This window comes from Salibacterium aidingense DSM 18341 (assembly GCF_000429685.1).
Taxonomy (GTDB): Bacteria; Bacillota; Bacilli; order Bacillales; family Marinococcaceae; genus Salibacterium; species Salibacterium aidingense.
The window spans coordinates 1-15,568 of the sequence record NZ_AUCI01000034.1; the positions used below are offsets into that span (position 1 = coordinate 1).

27 protein-coding genes and 1 pseudogene are annotated in these 15,568 nt (G+C 42.9%); 26 read left to right on the forward strand and 2 right to left on the reverse strand.

All coding sequences use genetic code 11. The features are described 5' to 3' along the window. Nucleotides 1–191, reverse strand: a pseudogene (locus G475_RS0120340) (spore coat protein); the annotation flags it as partial. A 351-nt stretch (nucleotides 192–542) separates the two neighbouring features. Here G475_RS0120340 and G475_RS28120 point away from each other — a divergent pair. The 9 genes from G475_RS28120 (at nucleotide 543) to G475_RS0120395 (ending at nucleotide 3,818) form a co-directional block, all read left to right on the forward strand. Beyond that, nucleotides 543–662, forward strand: a complete 120-nt coding sequence (locus G475_RS28120; protein WP_407636218.1) for a DUF6011 domain-containing protein — start codon at nucleotides 543–545, stop codon at nucleotides 660–662. Then, entirely contained in the window at nucleotides 649–828 is a 180-nt protein-coding gene (locus G475_RS0120355) for a hypothetical protein (protein ID WP_026702838.1), read from the forward strand. Before G475_RS28120 ends, G475_RS0120355 begins: the two co-directional genes overlap by 14 nt. Further along, entirely contained in the window at nucleotides 809–1,336 is a 528-nt protein-coding gene (locus G475_RS0120360; RefSeq protein ID WP_026702839.1) for a Holliday junction resolvase RecU, read from the forward strand. The genes G475_RS0120355 and G475_RS0120360 overlap by 20 nt, the downstream gene beginning before the upstream one ends. Nucleotides 1,337–1,347: 11 nt before the next feature. Beyond that, entirely contained in the window at nucleotides 1,348–1,542 is a 195-nt protein-coding gene (locus G475_RS0120365; RefSeq protein WP_026702840.1) for a hypothetical protein, read from the forward strand. Further along, nucleotides 1,529–1,717, forward strand: a complete 189-nt coding sequence (locus G475_RS0120370; RefSeq protein ID WP_026702841.1) for a hypothetical protein — start codon at nucleotides 1,529–1,531, stop codon at nucleotides 1,715–1,717. The genes G475_RS0120365 and G475_RS0120370 overlap by 14 nt, the downstream gene beginning before the upstream one ends. 62 nt (nucleotides 1,718–1,779) lie before the next feature. Continuing rightward, entirely contained in the window at nucleotides 1,780–1,980 is a 201-nt protein-coding gene (locus tag G475_RS0120375) for an XtrA/YqaO family protein (RefSeq protein WP_026702842.1), read from the forward strand. Between the two features lie 74 nt (nucleotides 1,981–2,054). Beyond that, the gene (locus tag G475_RS0120380; RefSeq protein WP_156911825.1) at nucleotides 2,055–2,558 is read left to right on the forward strand and encodes a hypothetical protein; all 504 of its coding nucleotides are present in this window, start codon (nucleotides 2,055–2,057) and stop codon (nucleotides 2,556–2,558) included. A 264-nt stretch (nucleotides 2,559–2,822) separates the two neighbouring features. Continuing rightward, nucleotides 2,823–3,284: a helix-turn-helix transcriptional regulator gene (locus G475_RS0120390; protein ID WP_026702844.1), complete on the forward strand. Its 462-nt coding sequence runs from the start codon at nucleotides 2,823–2,825 to the stop codon at nucleotides 3,282–3,284. A gap of 93 nt (nucleotides 3,285–3,377) precedes the next feature. After that, on the forward strand, nucleotides 3,378–3,818 hold the full coding sequence (locus G475_RS0120395; protein ID WP_026702845.1) for a hypothetical protein: 441 nt from the start codon (nucleotides 3,378–3,380) through the stop codon (nucleotides 3,816–3,818). A 1-nt stretch (nucleotide 3,819) separates the two neighbouring features. Here the strand turns inward: G475_RS0120395 and G475_RS0120400 are convergent, their stop codons facing one another. Next, entirely contained in the window at nucleotides 3,820–4,038 is a 219-nt protein-coding gene (locus tag G475_RS0120400) for a hypothetical protein (RefSeq protein ID WP_156911826.1), read from the reverse strand. A 129-nt stretch (nucleotides 4,039–4,167) separates the two neighbouring features. Between G475_RS0120400 and G475_RS0120405 the strand changes: the two genes are divergently transcribed. The 17 genes from G475_RS0120405 (at nucleotide 4,168) to G475_RS0120485 (ending at nucleotide 15,554) form a co-directional block, all read left to right on the forward strand. Then, a complete protein-coding gene (locus G475_RS0120405; protein WP_026702847.1) occupies nucleotides 4,168–4,368 on the forward strand; it encodes a hypothetical protein in 201 nt (66 codons plus the stop codon). Between the two features lie 74 nt (nucleotides 4,369–4,442). Then, nucleotides 4,443–4,898, forward strand: a complete 456-nt coding sequence (locus G475_RS0120410) for a hypothetical protein (protein WP_026702848.1) — start codon at nucleotides 4,443–4,445, stop codon at nucleotides 4,896–4,898. Between the two features lie 22 nt (nucleotides 4,899–4,920). Continuing rightward, on the forward strand, nucleotides 4,921–5,571 hold the full coding sequence (locus G475_RS0120415) for a hypothetical protein (protein WP_026702849.1): 651 nt from the start codon (nucleotides 4,921–4,923) through the stop codon (nucleotides 5,569–5,571). A 66-nt stretch (nucleotides 5,572–5,637) separates the two neighbouring features. After that, nucleotides 5,638–6,411, forward strand: a complete 774-nt coding sequence (gene terS, locus G475_RS0120420; RefSeq protein ID WP_026702850.1) for a phage terminase small subunit — start codon at nucleotides 5,638–5,640, stop codon at nucleotides 6,409–6,411. Further along, nucleotides 6,392–7,690, forward strand: a complete 1,299-nt coding sequence (locus G475_RS0120425) for a PBSX family phage terminase large subunit (RefSeq protein WP_026702851.1) — start codon at nucleotides 6,392–6,394, stop codon at nucleotides 7,688–7,690. Before terS ends, G475_RS0120425 begins: the two co-directional genes overlap by 20 nt. 14 nt (nucleotides 7,691–7,704) lie before the next feature. Then, nucleotides 7,705–9,039, forward strand: a complete 1,335-nt coding sequence (locus G475_RS0120430; RefSeq protein ID WP_035712193.1) for a DUF1073 domain-containing protein — start codon at nucleotides 7,705–7,707, stop codon at nucleotides 9,037–9,039. After that, nucleotides 9,026–9,811 (forward strand): phage head morphogenesis protein, encoded by a 786-nt coding sequence (locus G475_RS26545; protein WP_026702853.1) that lies wholly within the window; start codon nucleotides 9,026–9,028, stop codon nucleotides 9,809–9,811. The genes G475_RS0120430 and G475_RS26545 overlap by 14 nt, the downstream gene beginning before the upstream one ends. Before the next feature lie 15 nt (nucleotides 9,812–9,826). After that, nucleotides 9,827–9,991, forward strand: a complete 165-nt coding sequence (locus G475_RS27410; RefSeq protein ID WP_156911827.1) for a hypothetical protein — start codon at nucleotides 9,827–9,829, stop codon at nucleotides 9,989–9,991. Further along, nucleotides 9,988–11,085: a DUF2213 domain-containing protein gene (locus tag G475_RS0120445; RefSeq protein ID WP_026702854.1), complete on the forward strand. Its 1,098-nt coding sequence runs from the start codon at nucleotides 9,988–9,990 to the stop codon at nucleotides 11,083–11,085. Before G475_RS27410 ends, G475_RS0120445 begins: the two co-directional genes overlap by 4 nt. Before the next feature lie 20 nt (nucleotides 11,086–11,105). Beyond that, on the forward strand, nucleotides 11,106–11,582 hold the full coding sequence (locus tag G475_RS0120450) for a structural cement protein Gp24 (RefSeq protein ID WP_026702855.1): 477 nt from the start codon (nucleotides 11,106–11,108) through the stop codon (nucleotides 11,580–11,582). Nucleotides 11,583–11,639: 57 nt separating this feature from the next. Beyond that, nucleotides 11,640–12,515 carry a DUF2184 domain-containing protein gene (locus tag G475_RS0120455; protein WP_233275824.1) on the forward strand — a complete coding sequence of 292 codons (876 nt, stop codon included), beginning with the start codon at nucleotides 11,640–11,642 and terminating at the stop codon, nucleotides 12,513–12,515. Next, nucleotides 12,515–12,853 (forward strand): hypothetical protein, encoded by a 339-nt coding sequence (locus G475_RS0120460; RefSeq protein WP_026702857.1) that lies wholly within the window; start codon nucleotides 12,515–12,517, stop codon nucleotides 12,851–12,853. The genes G475_RS0120455 and G475_RS0120460 overlap by 1 nt, the downstream gene beginning before the upstream one ends. Beyond that, nucleotides 12,854–13,192, forward strand: coding sequence for a DUF4054 domain-containing protein (locus G475_RS0120465; RefSeq protein ID WP_026702858.1), 339 nt, complete (start codon nucleotides 12,854–12,856; stop codon nucleotides 13,190–13,192). After that, nucleotides 13,193–13,456 (forward strand): hypothetical protein, encoded by a 264-nt coding sequence (locus G475_RS26550; RefSeq protein ID WP_051302786.1) that lies wholly within the window; start codon nucleotides 13,193–13,195, stop codon nucleotides 13,454–13,456. Nucleotides 13,457–13,705: 249 nt separating this feature from the next. Next, nucleotides 13,706–14,041 carry a hypothetical protein gene (locus G475_RS0120475; RefSeq protein ID WP_026702859.1) on the forward strand — a complete coding sequence of 112 codons (336 nt, stop codon included), beginning with the start codon at nucleotides 13,706–13,708 and terminating at the stop codon, nucleotides 14,039–14,041. Beyond that, nucleotides 14,034–14,528: a phage neck terminator protein gene (locus G475_RS26560; protein WP_051302790.1), complete on the forward strand. Its 495-nt coding sequence runs from the start codon at nucleotides 14,034–14,036 to the stop codon at nucleotides 14,526–14,528. The genes G475_RS0120475 and G475_RS26560 overlap by 8 nt, the downstream gene beginning before the upstream one ends. After that, nucleotides 14,529–15,554, forward strand: coding sequence for a DUF3383 family protein (locus G475_RS0120485; protein WP_026702860.1), 1,026 nt, complete (start codon nucleotides 14,529–14,531; stop codon nucleotides 15,552–15,554). Nucleotides 15,555–15,568 lie beyond the last annotated feature (14 nt).

The following is a 15,568-nucleotide window of genomic DNA, read 5'->3' on the forward strand; positions in this document are numbered from 1 at the left end:
TGAATGTTTGAGCTTAATCCATTAATTGCATGTTGATACAAATTTTTAAGTTCTTGATCCTCTATTTTAGGATAAGCGTTTTTTAACTTCATTAGCCCAACGGATTGAAAAGCAACTAATTCATGTAATTCTAACGTTTCATGCCAGGCAAGATGATCGGGCATATGGTGAGTCTGATAATTATTCTCCATATATTATCCTCCTAATGCAGTATTCCTTACCTACGGTATTCGAAATGTTTGAATTGGGACTTTGTCTAATTATTTTTGGGCTTGTTTCAAAGGAAATGTAGAGGATATTCAAAAAAGAATTGAATTTGTATCCAACCTATATCGTTAAGTTTTAATTCATATTTCGACGAAAACGCGAAAGGAGCTGAGAAAGATGGCGCTCATACTTGACCAGTACATGGATACGAACAAGTATATAAAACTATCAGCAAAGATGTCAGATATGGATATTGCGCGGCGGTATGGAGTCAGTCGGACTGCCATACTTAACTGGAAGCGAGCGAATGGTCTTGTGAAAGGGAGGAATGATTGATGGAATGCGGAAAATGCGGTCGAGAACTGAAAGATCGGAAGTCAATTGAGCGCGGGTACGGGCCGAAGTGCTGGCGGAAAATTCGGGATGCGGAGGAAGAGAAAAGTGAAAGTAATTAATTATTGTTGGTCTTGTTCCAAGCAGCATGACTTGAACAATACGCATTTCATAGGCGAGATAAAAAATGTGAAATGCGAGTGCGGTGGATATGTGGTGACGCCCAGTGGAAAAGCGTTATTTCAAATAGTAAAAGAAGGTGGAAAGGATGAAGCAAACACAGGCTAACAGAGGCATTGCTTTTGAGAATCTTGTCAATATAGCTAATACTCAGTATAAAAACAAGGGGCTGGCGCTGATATCGAAGCGCCCAACCCCGGTTAAGGTTCTCAAATCAAAAGGCACACAGGTACTTAAAGGCTTTTATGAACAGAAATCCAGCGTAGACTATTCCGGTATTTATGCAGGAATTCCAATAGAATTCGAGGCCAAGAGCATTTCCGGTAAGCGGTTTGAGCTTAAAAACATCCATGACCACCAGTTGCAGCATCTAAAAAATGCGGAGCAGCATGGGGCCACTGTGTTCCTGCTGATTGAATTTAGAGACACCCGGGAGATATTCTTTACGCCACTCTCTCTGATCACTCTGGCGGTTAAAAATGCGGCTCGGGGAGGGCGTAAGTCGATTCCTATTGATGACTTTCAGATATACGCTGATCAGGTGAACCAGGGCAGAGGTGTTCCGTTGGATTATTTAGCTGTGGTAGACAAGCACGTGGAAAAAGTAACAAGTTAGGAGGCGTTTCTATGAACGATCAAATAGCGTGGCAGAAGCAAGTGACCAAAACCGATGTTCCCGGCCACATTGTGACTCGGAAGATGACAGAGAAAGAGAAGCGAAGACTTGAGGAGAAACCTCAGCGCCAGTTGTACAAGTCGGAGCCAAAACGCAAATCAGATTTCACGTGGCCGAAGAGGAGGGAAGATCATGGGAAAGTATGAAGTTGAATTGAAGATTCAAACGGAACACAAGGTAAAGGTCATAGTGGAAGGTGATTATCATGACTCTGATGATCCGACTATTGATGAAAATGCCATACAGGAAGCAAATATGGATCATGGAAAATGGGATTATGTAGATACTGATTTTGATGTCGTGGCTATAAAAAAAGTATAGTAAAAAAGCCGCCCCTCTCGGAACGGCTGACCCTACAGCAAGTATATCAGGGAGGGGTCCAAATGAGAATGAAAGACTTGGAAATTAATACAGCTACAGGTAAAATAGAACTAGATGCTACAGCATACGACAAACCCGTTTTGGTGATGATCTCAGAAGGGAGAGCTAAGCAGACGGTTCTGCCTCATCACGGAGAAACAAAAGTAGTCACCCATCAAGGGAAGTTAAAGCGGGTAAGGTTTGATGAGGGGGAAGAGTTTTGAGAGGTGCGGAAAATTCAAACTAGGTATTCGTTAATTGAATAAAGGAACAAATAGTTTAATTAAAATAGGTGGTTATGATGGTTATATTAAGTACGAGTCCATTATTCAAAGATCCTAGCTTTTTAGGGGCGTTGATCGGTGCAATTATTACAGGTTTGATAGCAATATTTGTTATGGGTGGGCAGATAGTTTACGACAAAAAGAAAAAGAACCAGGAAGACAATAAGAATTTTGTGAAAGTGTTGACTTTAATTGAAAGCGAAGGGGGACGTTTTTATTCATTAGGTAAGGTGATTGTTGAATTAGGATACCAAGAAAACCATATGACTGCAGGATCTTTAGAAAGAATTGAGAAAGTAAAGCAACACCTTAGTGCTATAGATCATAGACATGTTCCACAGGAATATTATGAAGAGTTCATTTCTTTTCAATCTACTATAGAAGCTTTACTGAAAAATATCAAGGCTGGGATGGAAGGTCTGCCAGGAAGTGAAGGGAATATTGAGATGTTAGAGGATTTCAAATACGAAATTGATAGTTTCGTTAAAACAAAACAAAAACTACAAAAGAAAATATAAGTTCTACCAGCCCACTGGAGGACGTTGAGATTTACGGTACATCCGTAATCTTGGCGTCCTCTTTTTTATTGGAGCAAATAACCCACTTGCAACCAATCTGCAAAACGACCCCTATTTTTGCAACCGAGGAGGGAGAGCATGAAGAAAAAGAAACCAAAAGAGAAGCTCACTGATAAAGACCTAAAGGAACTCATGGGTGTGAATAGACCGACTTACGGCCGCGGCAATGGTGGAGCGATTAAGCAGAAATAAAGGGGCGATTCCATGAATAAGCGACAAATCGAAGCGCTGTTGAAAGATTACCACTGGATGATGAACAGCATTAAACTGCTCCGCGATTCGATGGAGGACGCCGGAGAGAAGCTCACAGCGCAATACGGAATTGAATCCGTCATGCCGAAAGCGCAGGGCGGCGGTCAGAGTGATCCGGTGGCTAAAGAGACAGCCAGGCGTGAAAAGCGCTGGAATAAGGTCGCTCAGTATGAGAAAAAGGTAAAACTTATTCAAGACCGTATTCATCTGATCACGGACGATCGTGAAGTTGAGGTGCTGCATTGGTTACTCGAGGGCAAATCTTTGCGGTGGATTGGTAAGCATATGGGGTTGTCTCATTCTCATGTGAACCGTATTCGAGAGTCCATTGTTGATAAAATTGCAGGCAATGTTCCAGATGTTCCAAATGTTCCAGAAGAAACAGATTTCGCAAAAGAAATCTCTGGTTGTTAGAATGGGAGGCAGGAACGGAGCGGAAATTCATTACAGGTTTTGCTCATAATTTTCTGTTCTCCTCGGACATATTAATAAAACGAGGTGAACGTGATGTGTTTATATGGAATATATAAAAATGTCAATATAATAAATCCTGATCAAAATAGATCGGTTGTACCAGTTGATGCTTGCATTGCTGATGAAATTAAATTTCTTAACGATAATAGCGTGATAACGTTAGCATCTTGTTGTGGGCATGGCCGAGCAGGACAAATACACACATGGAGTAATGCATATGGAGAATGGAAGGGGCACCACCAGCCACCTATTGTGTTAATAAGGGAAGACAGTATTCATTTGGCAGAGGATCTTGGCTATCGTCCTTATCCTTACTATTATGCAGAAGGAGAACATGATAGAGTTTGGAATCTCTTATTGAAAACAGGCTGCATAACGATGGAGGATTGTAGGAAATGGCATAAAGTGAACAAAGTTCCTTTTAAACGTGATTTGGGGTTACTGGCAGAGTCAAAGCGCTCTGCCAGCATATAATTTAATGCTTTGAATTTCCTATGCATTTCGCACAGTTGTCAAACCCCTCTCTTTTTGCTTGAGCATGAGTGTCTGGAGAAAATGTTTTCACATGGCTGTCTCTTATTAAAGGAATATTACATTCGCCATAACGATCCTCGTTGTCTAAATCATGCACTTCATTTGAGTTGGTGTTGCCGATGAACCGTTTGTCATTAAATGGAGCTCGTTTTCTCCGCATAATTTCACCTCCTTTCTTAATAGAACTATTTCAACAAAAAGGGAGGTTTTTCCTTTTTTTAAAACTAAATAAGCAGGAAAATAGTACCTCATGTCGAATTATAATTCGTTGTAAGGAGGTACTATTATAATGGGTTTTTCTAATGTGGATGCCACAGCTATTGATGCAATTGCGCTGAAACTAGGGGCGCTGCTGTTATTTATGTTTTTATCCGGTATTATTGTTGCATTTATTTCGAAAGCATGTAAGATCCCTCCCATATTTACGGGAGTTCTGAGTTTAGCAGCATCATTGATCGTAGCCTTTTACTGGTTTAAGTTATTGGCTTAATGTCGATAATTGACGAACGAATGATGAAGGAATCATGCCTTTCTACTCAGAATTTGTTGAGAGGAGGGATTTTAATGGAAAAAGAAACTTTGCCATTTCTTATTATTCTAGACATTTATGAAAACGTGAGTCCAAGCTCAGAGAAACGTTATGGTGTGGATAGTACACAGTTCGAAGGAGCTGCAGAATGGCTCTTGGAAAATAATCTTATCAAAGATGTTTTTTACGCGGATGATAAACCGCAATTGAACGGAGCGGGTTTGACAAATGCAGGGGCCGAAAGAGTAAATGCAGTCAATGAAGTAGTTATGGGGGTATTAGAGGAAATAGACGAAGGTTCGAGACCGGAGAGAGGGAAACATCAAAGTTCAAAAGATCACTGGGTGACTGCGGCAGCTTTTCTGAAAGACACAGGGAAGTTGGATAACGTAGAGATCTCAAGAGGGGGAAGAGATGTGGCAACGGTGGTTCACTATAACAAGCCAATAATGACTGATGAAGGAAAACGTTATTTAGTGCAGAATAAATGACTAGCAAGGAGGGGTATTAAATATGCGTTTCAGCTTAATAGAAAATGGAATTGATTCTTTAAAAGTAGCAGGAGATATTTTGCTTAATTATTATCAGGACTATGAATTTGAAAACCATCAAATAAAGGATGCTTTATTTTCATTTGTGCATGGTGTCGAAGTGCTTGCGAAATATGTAATTAGAGAAGAAAATGAAGAAAATATTTTCAGCAACAAAGCAGAATATAGTTCTGCTAAACAAAGAATGGAAGAAGAAAATGCAGATAATATTATGGAAATAAATCCTAGTATACATACAATTAACCTTCAAAAGGCTTTAAATTTTTTGAAAGATGGGAAATGGGAAATGTCGCTAGAGTTATACGATAAGCTTGTAGAAATGAAGTATTTCAGGAACCAACTGATGCATTTTACAGTTGAACTTGACGAAGATTCATTTTTAGAATTTATTCGTGATCTTCGTATTACTTTTGAAAAATCAGTAGAATTCTTTGATAACAATATTTCTGAATTCAAAGAAGCATTTGATAGAGCAGTTAGAGAAGTTGGTTTGACTGAGTACGAAACGTACTTAGATGAATTAGAATCCAGAGCACTAATGGCCGAAGAGGAAGCGAGATTAGATGCGGAAGCAGAATACTATGAATCTCTGGAAGAGTACCATAAGCATTAATTAGCCTATAAAGATGCTTTTCTAACAAAACAACTCAATGGAACGTGGAGGTGGGTGAGGATGTAAATGGCAGCGGACCATAAGAAAGCCGAGCAGGATTACTTGAAAGGCATGAAGTATAAGGACATAGCAGATAAATACGGCGTCTCTGTAAATACCGTGAAGTCATGGAAAAGACGACATGGATGGAACAGGGAAAAGGGTGCACCCAAAGAAGAAGGGGTGCACACAAAAAAAGCAGGTGCGCCACAAGGAAATAAAAACGCTATCGGAAACCGTGGAGGAGCTCCAGTCGGAAACGACAACGCTACCTCACACGGTTTTTTTCGTACCATTTTTCCCGATGATGAGGAGACGCTTGGCATTGTCGATGCAATATCCTCGAAGGGGCCGGTCGATATGCTTTGGGAGAATATCGTTATTAAGTATACAGCGATAGCCAGGGCACAGAAGCTTATGTATGTGGAAGACCAGGACGACATGACCAAAGAGGTTAAAAAAACAGAGTCTGTCAGCGGTGAGGAAATGGATATCAGCAAGGAAGAGTATGAGATCCAATTTGCTTGGGATAAACATGCAACGCTAATGACGGCTCAGTCCAGAGCGATGTCTGAGCTGCGATCATTGATAAAAGACTTCCTGCAGTTATCCGGCCAAGATGATCAGCGCCGGCTGCAGCTGGAGAAGATGCAGCATGAAATGCAATTGAGTCAAGATAAGCTGGATCTAGATAAAGCCAAAGCCAATGTGGATGAAGGGGAGTATGAAGATGATGGATTTATCGATGCATTAGGAAATGCCGTCGAAGAGGTGTGGGACGATGACGACAACACAGAATAAAAAGAAGCCCGCGCTGTTTAAATTCGAGCCGTTTTCGAAGAAGCAAAAGAAAGTCCTGACGTGGTGGCATCCGAAATCGCCGGTATCTGATAAAGACGGCATTATCTGCGACGGATCCGTCCGAGCCGGGAAAACAGTGGTCATGTCGCTCTCCTATGTGATGTGGGGCATGGAAACGTTTAATGATGAAAACCTGGGCATGGCCGGCAAAACCATCGGCTCTTTTCGGAGAAACGTCATCCGTCCTCTGAAGCGTATGCTAAAGTCCAGAGGGTACCGGGTAAAGGATCACCGAGCTGACAACTTCATGACCATAAGCTATAAAGGGAAGACCAATTACTTTTATATCTTTGGTGGTAAAGACGAAGGCAGCCAGGATCTTATTCAAGGTATCACATTGGCCGGGATGTTCTTCGATGAAGTAGCACTCATGCCGGAGTCATTTGTCAGCCAGGCGGAAGCACGTTGCTCGGTGGACGGTTCGAAATACTGGTACAACTGCAACCCGGGAAGCCCTTATCACTGGTTTAAAGAAAACTATTTAGACCAGCTGGAGGAAAAGAATTTAGTCCATCTTCACTTCATGATGCAGGATAATCCTTCATTGAGCCAAAAGGTTATAGAGCGCTATGAGAGGATGTTCAGCGGTGTTTTTTACGAGCGCTTTATCCTTGGATTATGGGTGCTTGCAGAAGGCGTTATTTTTGACATGTTCAACAAAGAGAAGCATGTCATGAAGGTGAACTTCAAACGTTTTGATAAATACTATGTGTCGGCGGACTACGGCACCCAGAACCCCACAGCTTTTGGCTTGTGGGGTTTACGTTTGGGCGTTTGGTACAAGCTTCGGGAATACCATTACGATGGACGGAAGGAAAACAAACAGAAAACGCCGCAGGATTATCTTGATGATTTACTATCATTCACATCAGATGTCCGGGTATCTGGCGTTATTATAGATCCAAGCGCCACCCCATTTATAGCTCTATTAAAGAAAAATCGACTGCGGGCTATAGAAGCAAAGAACGAAGTGCTGGAAGGGATTCAAAATATGGCCAATGCCTTACGGGAAGGCGAGATATTCTATGATGAATCCTGCAAAGAGACATTCCGAGAATTTTCTTCTTACATCTGGGATGAAAAGGCCGGAAACCGAGGGGAAGATAAACCGGTTAAGGCTAATGACCATCATATGGATGCGGATAGATACTTTGTTAATACGATTGTATATGGACGAGGCAAGAAGTCACTGAAAGAACGGTACAAAAACTTGGCATAAGGTGAGTGAACACGATGGCAAAGAAAACGACACTGGACCGCGCAAAAGAATATAAGAATGATTTTATGGCTGGTGGCGGGAAAGCTGGGCAACGTGATCCACTCACTAAACAAAAGCCAAGTGGCCGCCGTTACGTGAGCCCCGAGGAAATCACGCGCATGTATTCGAACAACCAAATCGTCCAGAACATCATCGATATCCCTGCTGAAGATGCAACAAGGGAATGGATCACGTTGGAGATGAAGGATGAAAGATTGGCCCGAGGATTGGAGCAGAAGTTGCAAAAACTCAATGCACAGGAAGCCTTTGAAAAAATGGTTGGGTTTGACAGGCTACGTGGCGATGGCTTTGTCTCTATAGGCTCTGCCGAAACAGGGAGATGGGACCTGCAGGATCCACTGAACGTGAACAAACTGCGTAAAATTGATTATCTGCATGGGTTTAGCAGCAACAAAATCACAAAGTTTGAAGTGATAGACGATCCATTCAGTCCAAATTATGGGGATGTTGAGTTTTATCAAGTCAATTCCTCAGGCATGCTTGCTGAGATGTCACGCTATGTACACCGCTCTCGGCTTCTGCATCTTCAGACCAAAAAGCTGGAGGATGACCACTGGGGACAGCCAATGCTGGAACCGATGTGGGATATCTTGACGGTATTTGATACCGCGGTTTGGTCTGTAGGGCAGATTTTATATGATTACACATTTAAAGTGTTCAGCTCGGATCAGGCAGAAGAGTTATCCAGAGAAGAACTGAGAGAAACACAGATGTTAACGGACTATATGTTTAGAACGGAAGCTCTTGCTCTTATTGGTCAGAACGAAACGCTGAGTAAAGAAACGACACAAGTCCAAGGTATCGAACAGCTCCTAACCTTCGTTTGGGAGCTTTTATCTGGTTCAGCTAGAATGCCGAAATCTCATTTGTTAGGACAGCAAGCTGGAACGATTAGCGGCGCTCAATATGATAGCCTGAACTATTACGCTCGAATCGCCGGGATTCAGGAGAACTTCATTAGACCGAAAATTGAATACTTGGTCCGACTTCTTTTGTGGGCAAGTGATGAAGCTGGCGGTCAAATTGACCCGGATAGCTTCGAATGGAACGTGAAGTTCAATCCACTCTGGAAACTGGATGATCAAACGGATGCTGATATCCGCAAAAAGGTGGCGGAAACAGATGCTATCTATCTTAAAAACATGGTTATTACATCAGACGAAGTTCGAGAAAAACGCTTTGATAGTGAAAGCCTGATGGGAGAGCTCGATTACTCGGAAGAAGAGGCAGCAGAGGTCAACGAAATGATTCAGCAGGCTCAGGAGGCGAACGGCAATGCCGGTTCCTAATTCACAATTCCCGACTGCCGTTGCTGTTCAGTATGCACGCCGACTCCAGAAGTTGGTTGATGAAAACAGAAAGCTGATCTGGGAGAAATGGAAGAATGAAATCAAGCCACTAATCCATGCTTACCGTGAACGCAATGACTCCTTAACGTTGGATGAGGACGAGCTTTCCGAGATTGAATCTATCCTAGAAGAGATTGAGGCAGCATCGGCAGAAATATTAAGCGCCGCGGTGATTGAGAAGGTAGCAGGGGAATTCGTGGCAGCCCTGAATCGAAGGCAACGAGAACGATTTCGAGAGCAGTTCCAGGAAGTAATAGGCATAGACCCTATTGAAAATAATAGTTGGCTTGAGTCCTTCATGAACACCGCCGTTAAAGAAAATGTCAGTTATATCAGATCTATTGAACGTGAGTACCATAACCGCGTACAAACTGTCATCATCCAAGGCGTCAGACGTGGGAAATCTTTGAATGATATGGCGTCTGAGATCAAGAGAGCATCTGGAGTAAGTAAAAGCCGGGCTAAATTTATAGCTCGTGATCAGGCCGGATCTATTTATGGAGATTTAACAAAAAAGCGTCAAGAAGAGATGGGTTTAAAGAAGTTTAGATGGCGAACCGCTAATGATAACCGCGTTCGTGATTCGCACGAAGAAAATCACAACAAAGTATTTACTTGGAAAGACGGCGCCAACGGACTTTATCCGGGTACCGATTATAACTGTCGTTGTGTAGCTGAACCCTTGGAGGAAGAGCTCTTTGAGTTTGAATAGAAAGGTGGTGATCTTATGTCTGTAGAACGAGAGACAAATAAGCATTTGAAACAAATTGGCGATTCTTTAAAAAGAATAGAGAAGCATTTACGGCCTGTTGAAGAAGGCGAAGATTCTTACGATTTCCAATCCCCTACAGCTGGAAAGAAAGTCAAATCGAAAGGGGGTGACGAAAAGTGAAGACACAGCGTTATGATCGCTCGTTTGTGCTTGATTATGAAGAAACAGACGAGGGATATCTGACAGTGCGTGCCGTTGTAACAAAGCCAGGCGTTTATCCATACCAGCGAGGGGATGGATCCGTGCAGTATGAATTGAAACATCTGGAAGATATTTATTCCGACCGCACTGTAATGAGCTGTAACGCAAAACCGATAACGGATGATCATCCCCGAGAACCCGTTAATCTTAAGAATGTAAAAGTGCATGGCAGAGGTTTTTCTCACAGTGATGCCCAGGTTAAAAATAACGGTGTAATGGTGACGTTTACGGTCTTCGATGAGGATCTGATTCGAAAGATCCGAGAAGAGGATAAGCGTGAGATCAGCCTTGGATTTGAAACGGAGCTTGTGGCAGAAGACGGCGAGTACAACGGACAACGGTATCAGTACAGACAGACGCAGGTTGATGTGAACCATATTGCTATCGTTGATAAGGGTCGAGTGGGGCCTGAAGCAGCTATAAGGGGCGACTCGGATGCCTGGCAGATTGATAGTAATCAAAAACAAAACGGAGGTGGATCCACCATGGCAAAATTGAAAATCGATGAACAAGAATTTGAAGTACCTAGTGAAGTAAAATCGAAAGTGGAGGGGCTCCAGGCCAAAGCTGACAGTTATGATCAACTAAAGAAAGACCATGATACAACTGTAGCTAACTATGACGCTCAAAAAACGGAACTAGATAAAAAGAAAAAAGAATTAGAAGACGCTCAGAAGGCGGAGCCGAAACAGGACGCGATTGACAACGCTGTAGAGGCCCGTCTTTCTTTATTGGATGAAGCTAGGGAACATTTGCCTGAGGACTTTGAATATAAAGGTAGAACGGATTCTGATATCAAAGTCGCTGTTATTCAAGCTCAGGATGAAAAGTTTGAGGCTAAGGATAAATCCGATGAGTATATTAACGCTCGTTACGATGCAACGATGTCTTTTCTTAAAGATTCAGTACAGACAGCAACGGGGCAAAATAACATGAAATTCACGAAAACTAACACAAGCGATGCACTGGACCAAAAACGTCAACAGCGCTTGAACCTGCGAGACTCTAAGTAATTAAAGGAGGATGAGTGATCATGGCAATCACCGAATATAACAAGTACATGCAAGAAGCTGCGTCAAAAGGGAAACTGGCTGAGTATCCGGATTATCGAGCGGACACCAAGGCAGCGGATGCAGCCATTAAATATGGGATGGCCGTTGAACTTGCCGGTTCATCTGGGGAGAGGGTGACTACTTTCTCGGGTGGTACTCCTTTTGGTATCACACTCGCACGAGAATACACTGACTACACCGAAGAGAATCCCGATGATTTGAAATACCGTGCAAATGAACCAGTTGCAGTCATCCGGCAAGGAACGATATGGGTAGAAGTCGAGGATGATGTAACGCCGGCGGACTCGGTATATGCAGATAATTCAACAGGGAATTTTCGCGCCACTGAAACAGATGGGGAAAGTAATACAGTTGGGACAGCGATCCCGGGAGCAATGTTTAAGTCTGCTGCAAATAGCGGTGAACTCGTAAAAGTAGAAATTAATCTGCCGGCATAAGTGAAAACGGACTAACTAAAAAGGAGATGAAAGCACATGCCTATGAAATATGATGCAATGATGCGTCCCGAAGATCTAGAGGCTGTAGATAATACGATTTATGAACCAAAACGCGAGGAGCTCATTGCAAGAACCCTTGTAAATGTTAAAAGCGATGTTCCGGATGGTGCGGAGACTTATAGTTATGATGTTATGACGCGTAGCGGGGCGGCGAAAATCCTGGCTTCCGGCGCAGACGACGTAGCGTTAGTTGATGCCGATATGCGGCGCCACACCGTACAGATTTACTCTATAGCTGCGGCTTTCCGAGTATCCGTTCAAGAGCTTAGACAAGCTCGTATGGCTAACAAACCAATCGAAGCAACAAAAGCAGCCACAGCGCGCCGTGCGATTGCAGAAAAGGAAAACAAACTTGCATGGATCGGCGATGAGACGTATAACATCCTTGGTTTTACTAATGCAGAAGGCATCCAGACAAGTGCCCTTGATCAAAATGAAGCCGGGGACTCTACACAATGGGCAGACAAGAATGGGAAGGAAATTGTTGCTGATTTGCGACAAGCACGGTCGAAAGTAAATCGGCTCCCGGGTCATACCCCTGATACTCTTGTAGTTACTCCAGACGCTCTGGAGGAGTTGGAAAAAGAGTATAACCAATACACTGGACAAACGGTTCGCCAGTACATTCAAAACCAAGGCTGGTTCTCAACCATTCAGAGTACATCCGATTTAGAAGGACAAGGAGATAACGGAGAGGATTCCTTCTTGGTCTTTGATAGTTCTAATGAAGTGGTGCAATTGCTAGTTCCAATGGATATTATGAGGCATGAGCAAGAATATAAATACCCGAGTTATAAGGTTCCTGTCGAGGAACGGTGCGGCGGTGTTGTTATTCGTTATCCAATGGCTATTGTGAGAGGAGATGGTGTTTAATGTTAGTACACAACAAAGGTAAATACGTCCGTCATGCAGCAGGGGCCACTCTGCTGCCTGGTACTAATGACATTACTGAAAAAGAATTTAAGCGATTTTCCTCCCATCCGATTGCAAAGAAATGGATTGATAAAGGCGAAATCGTGGCGCATGAAGAGAAATCTTTGGTTGATATGAATGCGAAACCGGCTATCGAGATAGTGGAAGACACATTCGACAAGTCAAAGCTTGAAGAATGGTTGGATAAAGAAGATCGAAGCACAGTGATTGAGGCTATTAACAAGCAATTGGATCAACTTGACGGCGAAGGAGACGGCGGACCGGAAGGTGATGAGTAGATGGCAAAGACATCTCCTGAAAAAGTTCAATCTATTGCTCAGCATCTGAACTCATTAGATTCCTCGACTATACAGATGTATATCGATGATGCAGCATTAGAAGTCGAGGAACACAGTGTTCCAGCGAAATATGTAGAGAAGATGGAGCGTTACTTGGCTGCTCATTTTGCAACAATTGATTATCGTCGTCCAGAAACTGAAACAATAGGGGATCTTTCAACTTCTTACAAATCACCACGAGAACAAACAAGTGGATCCGGTTTAGGTATTACAGAATACGGCCAAGAATTTCAGCGAATCCGTCAAAAAGCTAAAGGGTTCAGGTTGGTGGTGTTATAAGTGGGAGTGAGGATTAAAGACAATAACAATGTCCCTCAAATTCTGCGTGTCATTAAAGAGCTGTCATCCAAGCGTGTGGAAGTAGGAGTATTTGGTGACGATGATTCTCACCTGCTTATGATCGCGCGCGTGCATGAGTACGGAACAAATATCGAAGTGACGGACAAAATGCGCGGGTGGTTCGCCTATCAAGGCTATCCTCTAAAAGAAAGAGACAACAGAAATCAATATACCCGAACGTTCCTTTGTTCGAAGTACATTTGATCAGGAAGTAAAGAAGCTTGAGCAAAACATGGAAAACCTCCTAGAGCAAGCTTTGAATCTGAGGATCACACCGCAAACCTGCTTTGAACGAATAGGTGCATGGATGGTTAGTCGAATTCAACGAACCATGGAGGAATTAAAGGAACCGCCTAAATCAAAGATGACTCTCGAGAGAGATGATCTGAACAAAGACAATCCTCTAATAAGCAGCGGGCGTCTTAGCCAATCCATCACGTGGAGGGTAGTGTAATGCAACTGCCTATGCGTTATTTAATGGATTTCATTGTTCTAAAAGAAGGGGAGCGAATATTAGACCCGGAAACTGGTAAATATCGAACTCCTGAGTTAGTAGAAGAAACAGTGCAAGGCATCATCCTACCCTTGAACGACGATGAGATGAAGTATGGAGAGGCTGGCACATACACCGTTCAAGATCGTAAGGTGTACGTATCTTTTCCAATGAAAGTAGGACAGCAAATTAAATACAAAGATAATCGATACACGATCCGAGCCGAGAAAGACTACGGCGATTTAGCGGACGTGTATATTTATTTTGCTAAGCGAGTAGGTGAGACTAGTGCTTGATTTGCTGGAAGTAAGGAAAGCTGTTGTATCCGAATTATATTCTCACCTTGGTACAAGGGTGGAGATGAATAATCAAATAGCATCCAAGAAAGAGTATCCGTTTCTGGGTTACGCATTCACTTCGTCTTATATTGCAGACAATGGGCATGGTATTTATACAAGAGAAGCTGCTGGAGATGATGTAGCAGTTACTAAAACAACGTTTCCGCGGCTCACGCTTTCTCTTACTGCTTATGACACGGATCCGGATAATGCATTCCAACTCGCAAAAAAGGCACATGGTTGGTTTTCGTTTCAAGGTTACGATTACCTGAAAAGTAATGGTTTAGTCGTCGTGGAAGCAGGGAGTATTGAGAACCGCGACACCTTGATTGCTGATGATTACGAAAGGCGTCAAGGTTTTGACGTCCAGCTTAGAACAACAGAGCGATTAACCATGACGGTTCCAGCGATTGAAACCGTACAAATTGAAAGGAGTGAAGGCTAAATGGCGTATAGTGATGTTGATGTGGAAATAATTGAAGAGTCGTCATCGGTGTCGGAGCAAGGTTTTGGCATGCCATTGATCTTGTCCACGTCGGGCGATCACGAATATAAAGAATACAGTGAGATTGGCGAAGTGGAAAGTGATTTTGATACTAGCAGTGAAACGTATAAGCAGGCGGAAGCTATATTCAATCAAGACCAACCCCCAGATCGTATCGCCATTTTTGGTATTGTTTATGAACCTGATCTTGATACAGACCCGGACGATCCGACTGTGCTAACAACTGCATTGAATGGGCTGATTGAGCGTGATAATGACTGGTACTTTCTTTTAAGTATTGAACAAGGGGACGAGGAGATCACTGAGCTTTCAAGCTGGATAGATAATCACGACAAGCTTTATTTTGCTGCCACGGACAGCCAAGATCTTCCTACTCAAGTTCAAAATAAACATGCTATTGTCTTCTATCATAGCGAACCTAGTACGTATCCAGATGCAGCATGGATTGGAGAGTGCGCGGGGAAAAATCCAGGCTCCCTCACCTGGAAATTTAAAAACTTAAATGGTATTGATCCTGTGGACTTATCACTCACGGAGATCGGAGATTTGCATGATAATTATGCGAATACGTATCTGCGAGTTAAAGGGAACAATCAAACAAGCAATGGGCAAACGAGCGATGGTTCTTATATTGACATTAAGCGGGGTACTCATTGGCTGAAAGCGCGTATGGGAGAGGCCGTCCAGGAAGTACTTGTGAGCAACGATAAGGTTGCTTTTGATGACGATGGTATTTCTCTAGTCGAGGCCGCAGTACGAAGCATCTTAAAGCTGGCTGTATCGGACGACTTCCGTATCATCGCTCGTGATAATGATGGTAATGGATTATTCACTTTATCAGTTCCTGACAGAAACGATATCAATGAAAGCGATCTTGAAGATCGTATACTGCCGGACATTGAATGGGAGGCCACAATTGCCGGCGCTGTACACAAAGTGAAAGTGAGAGGCGTTTTACGATACTAAATTGGAGGTGGATG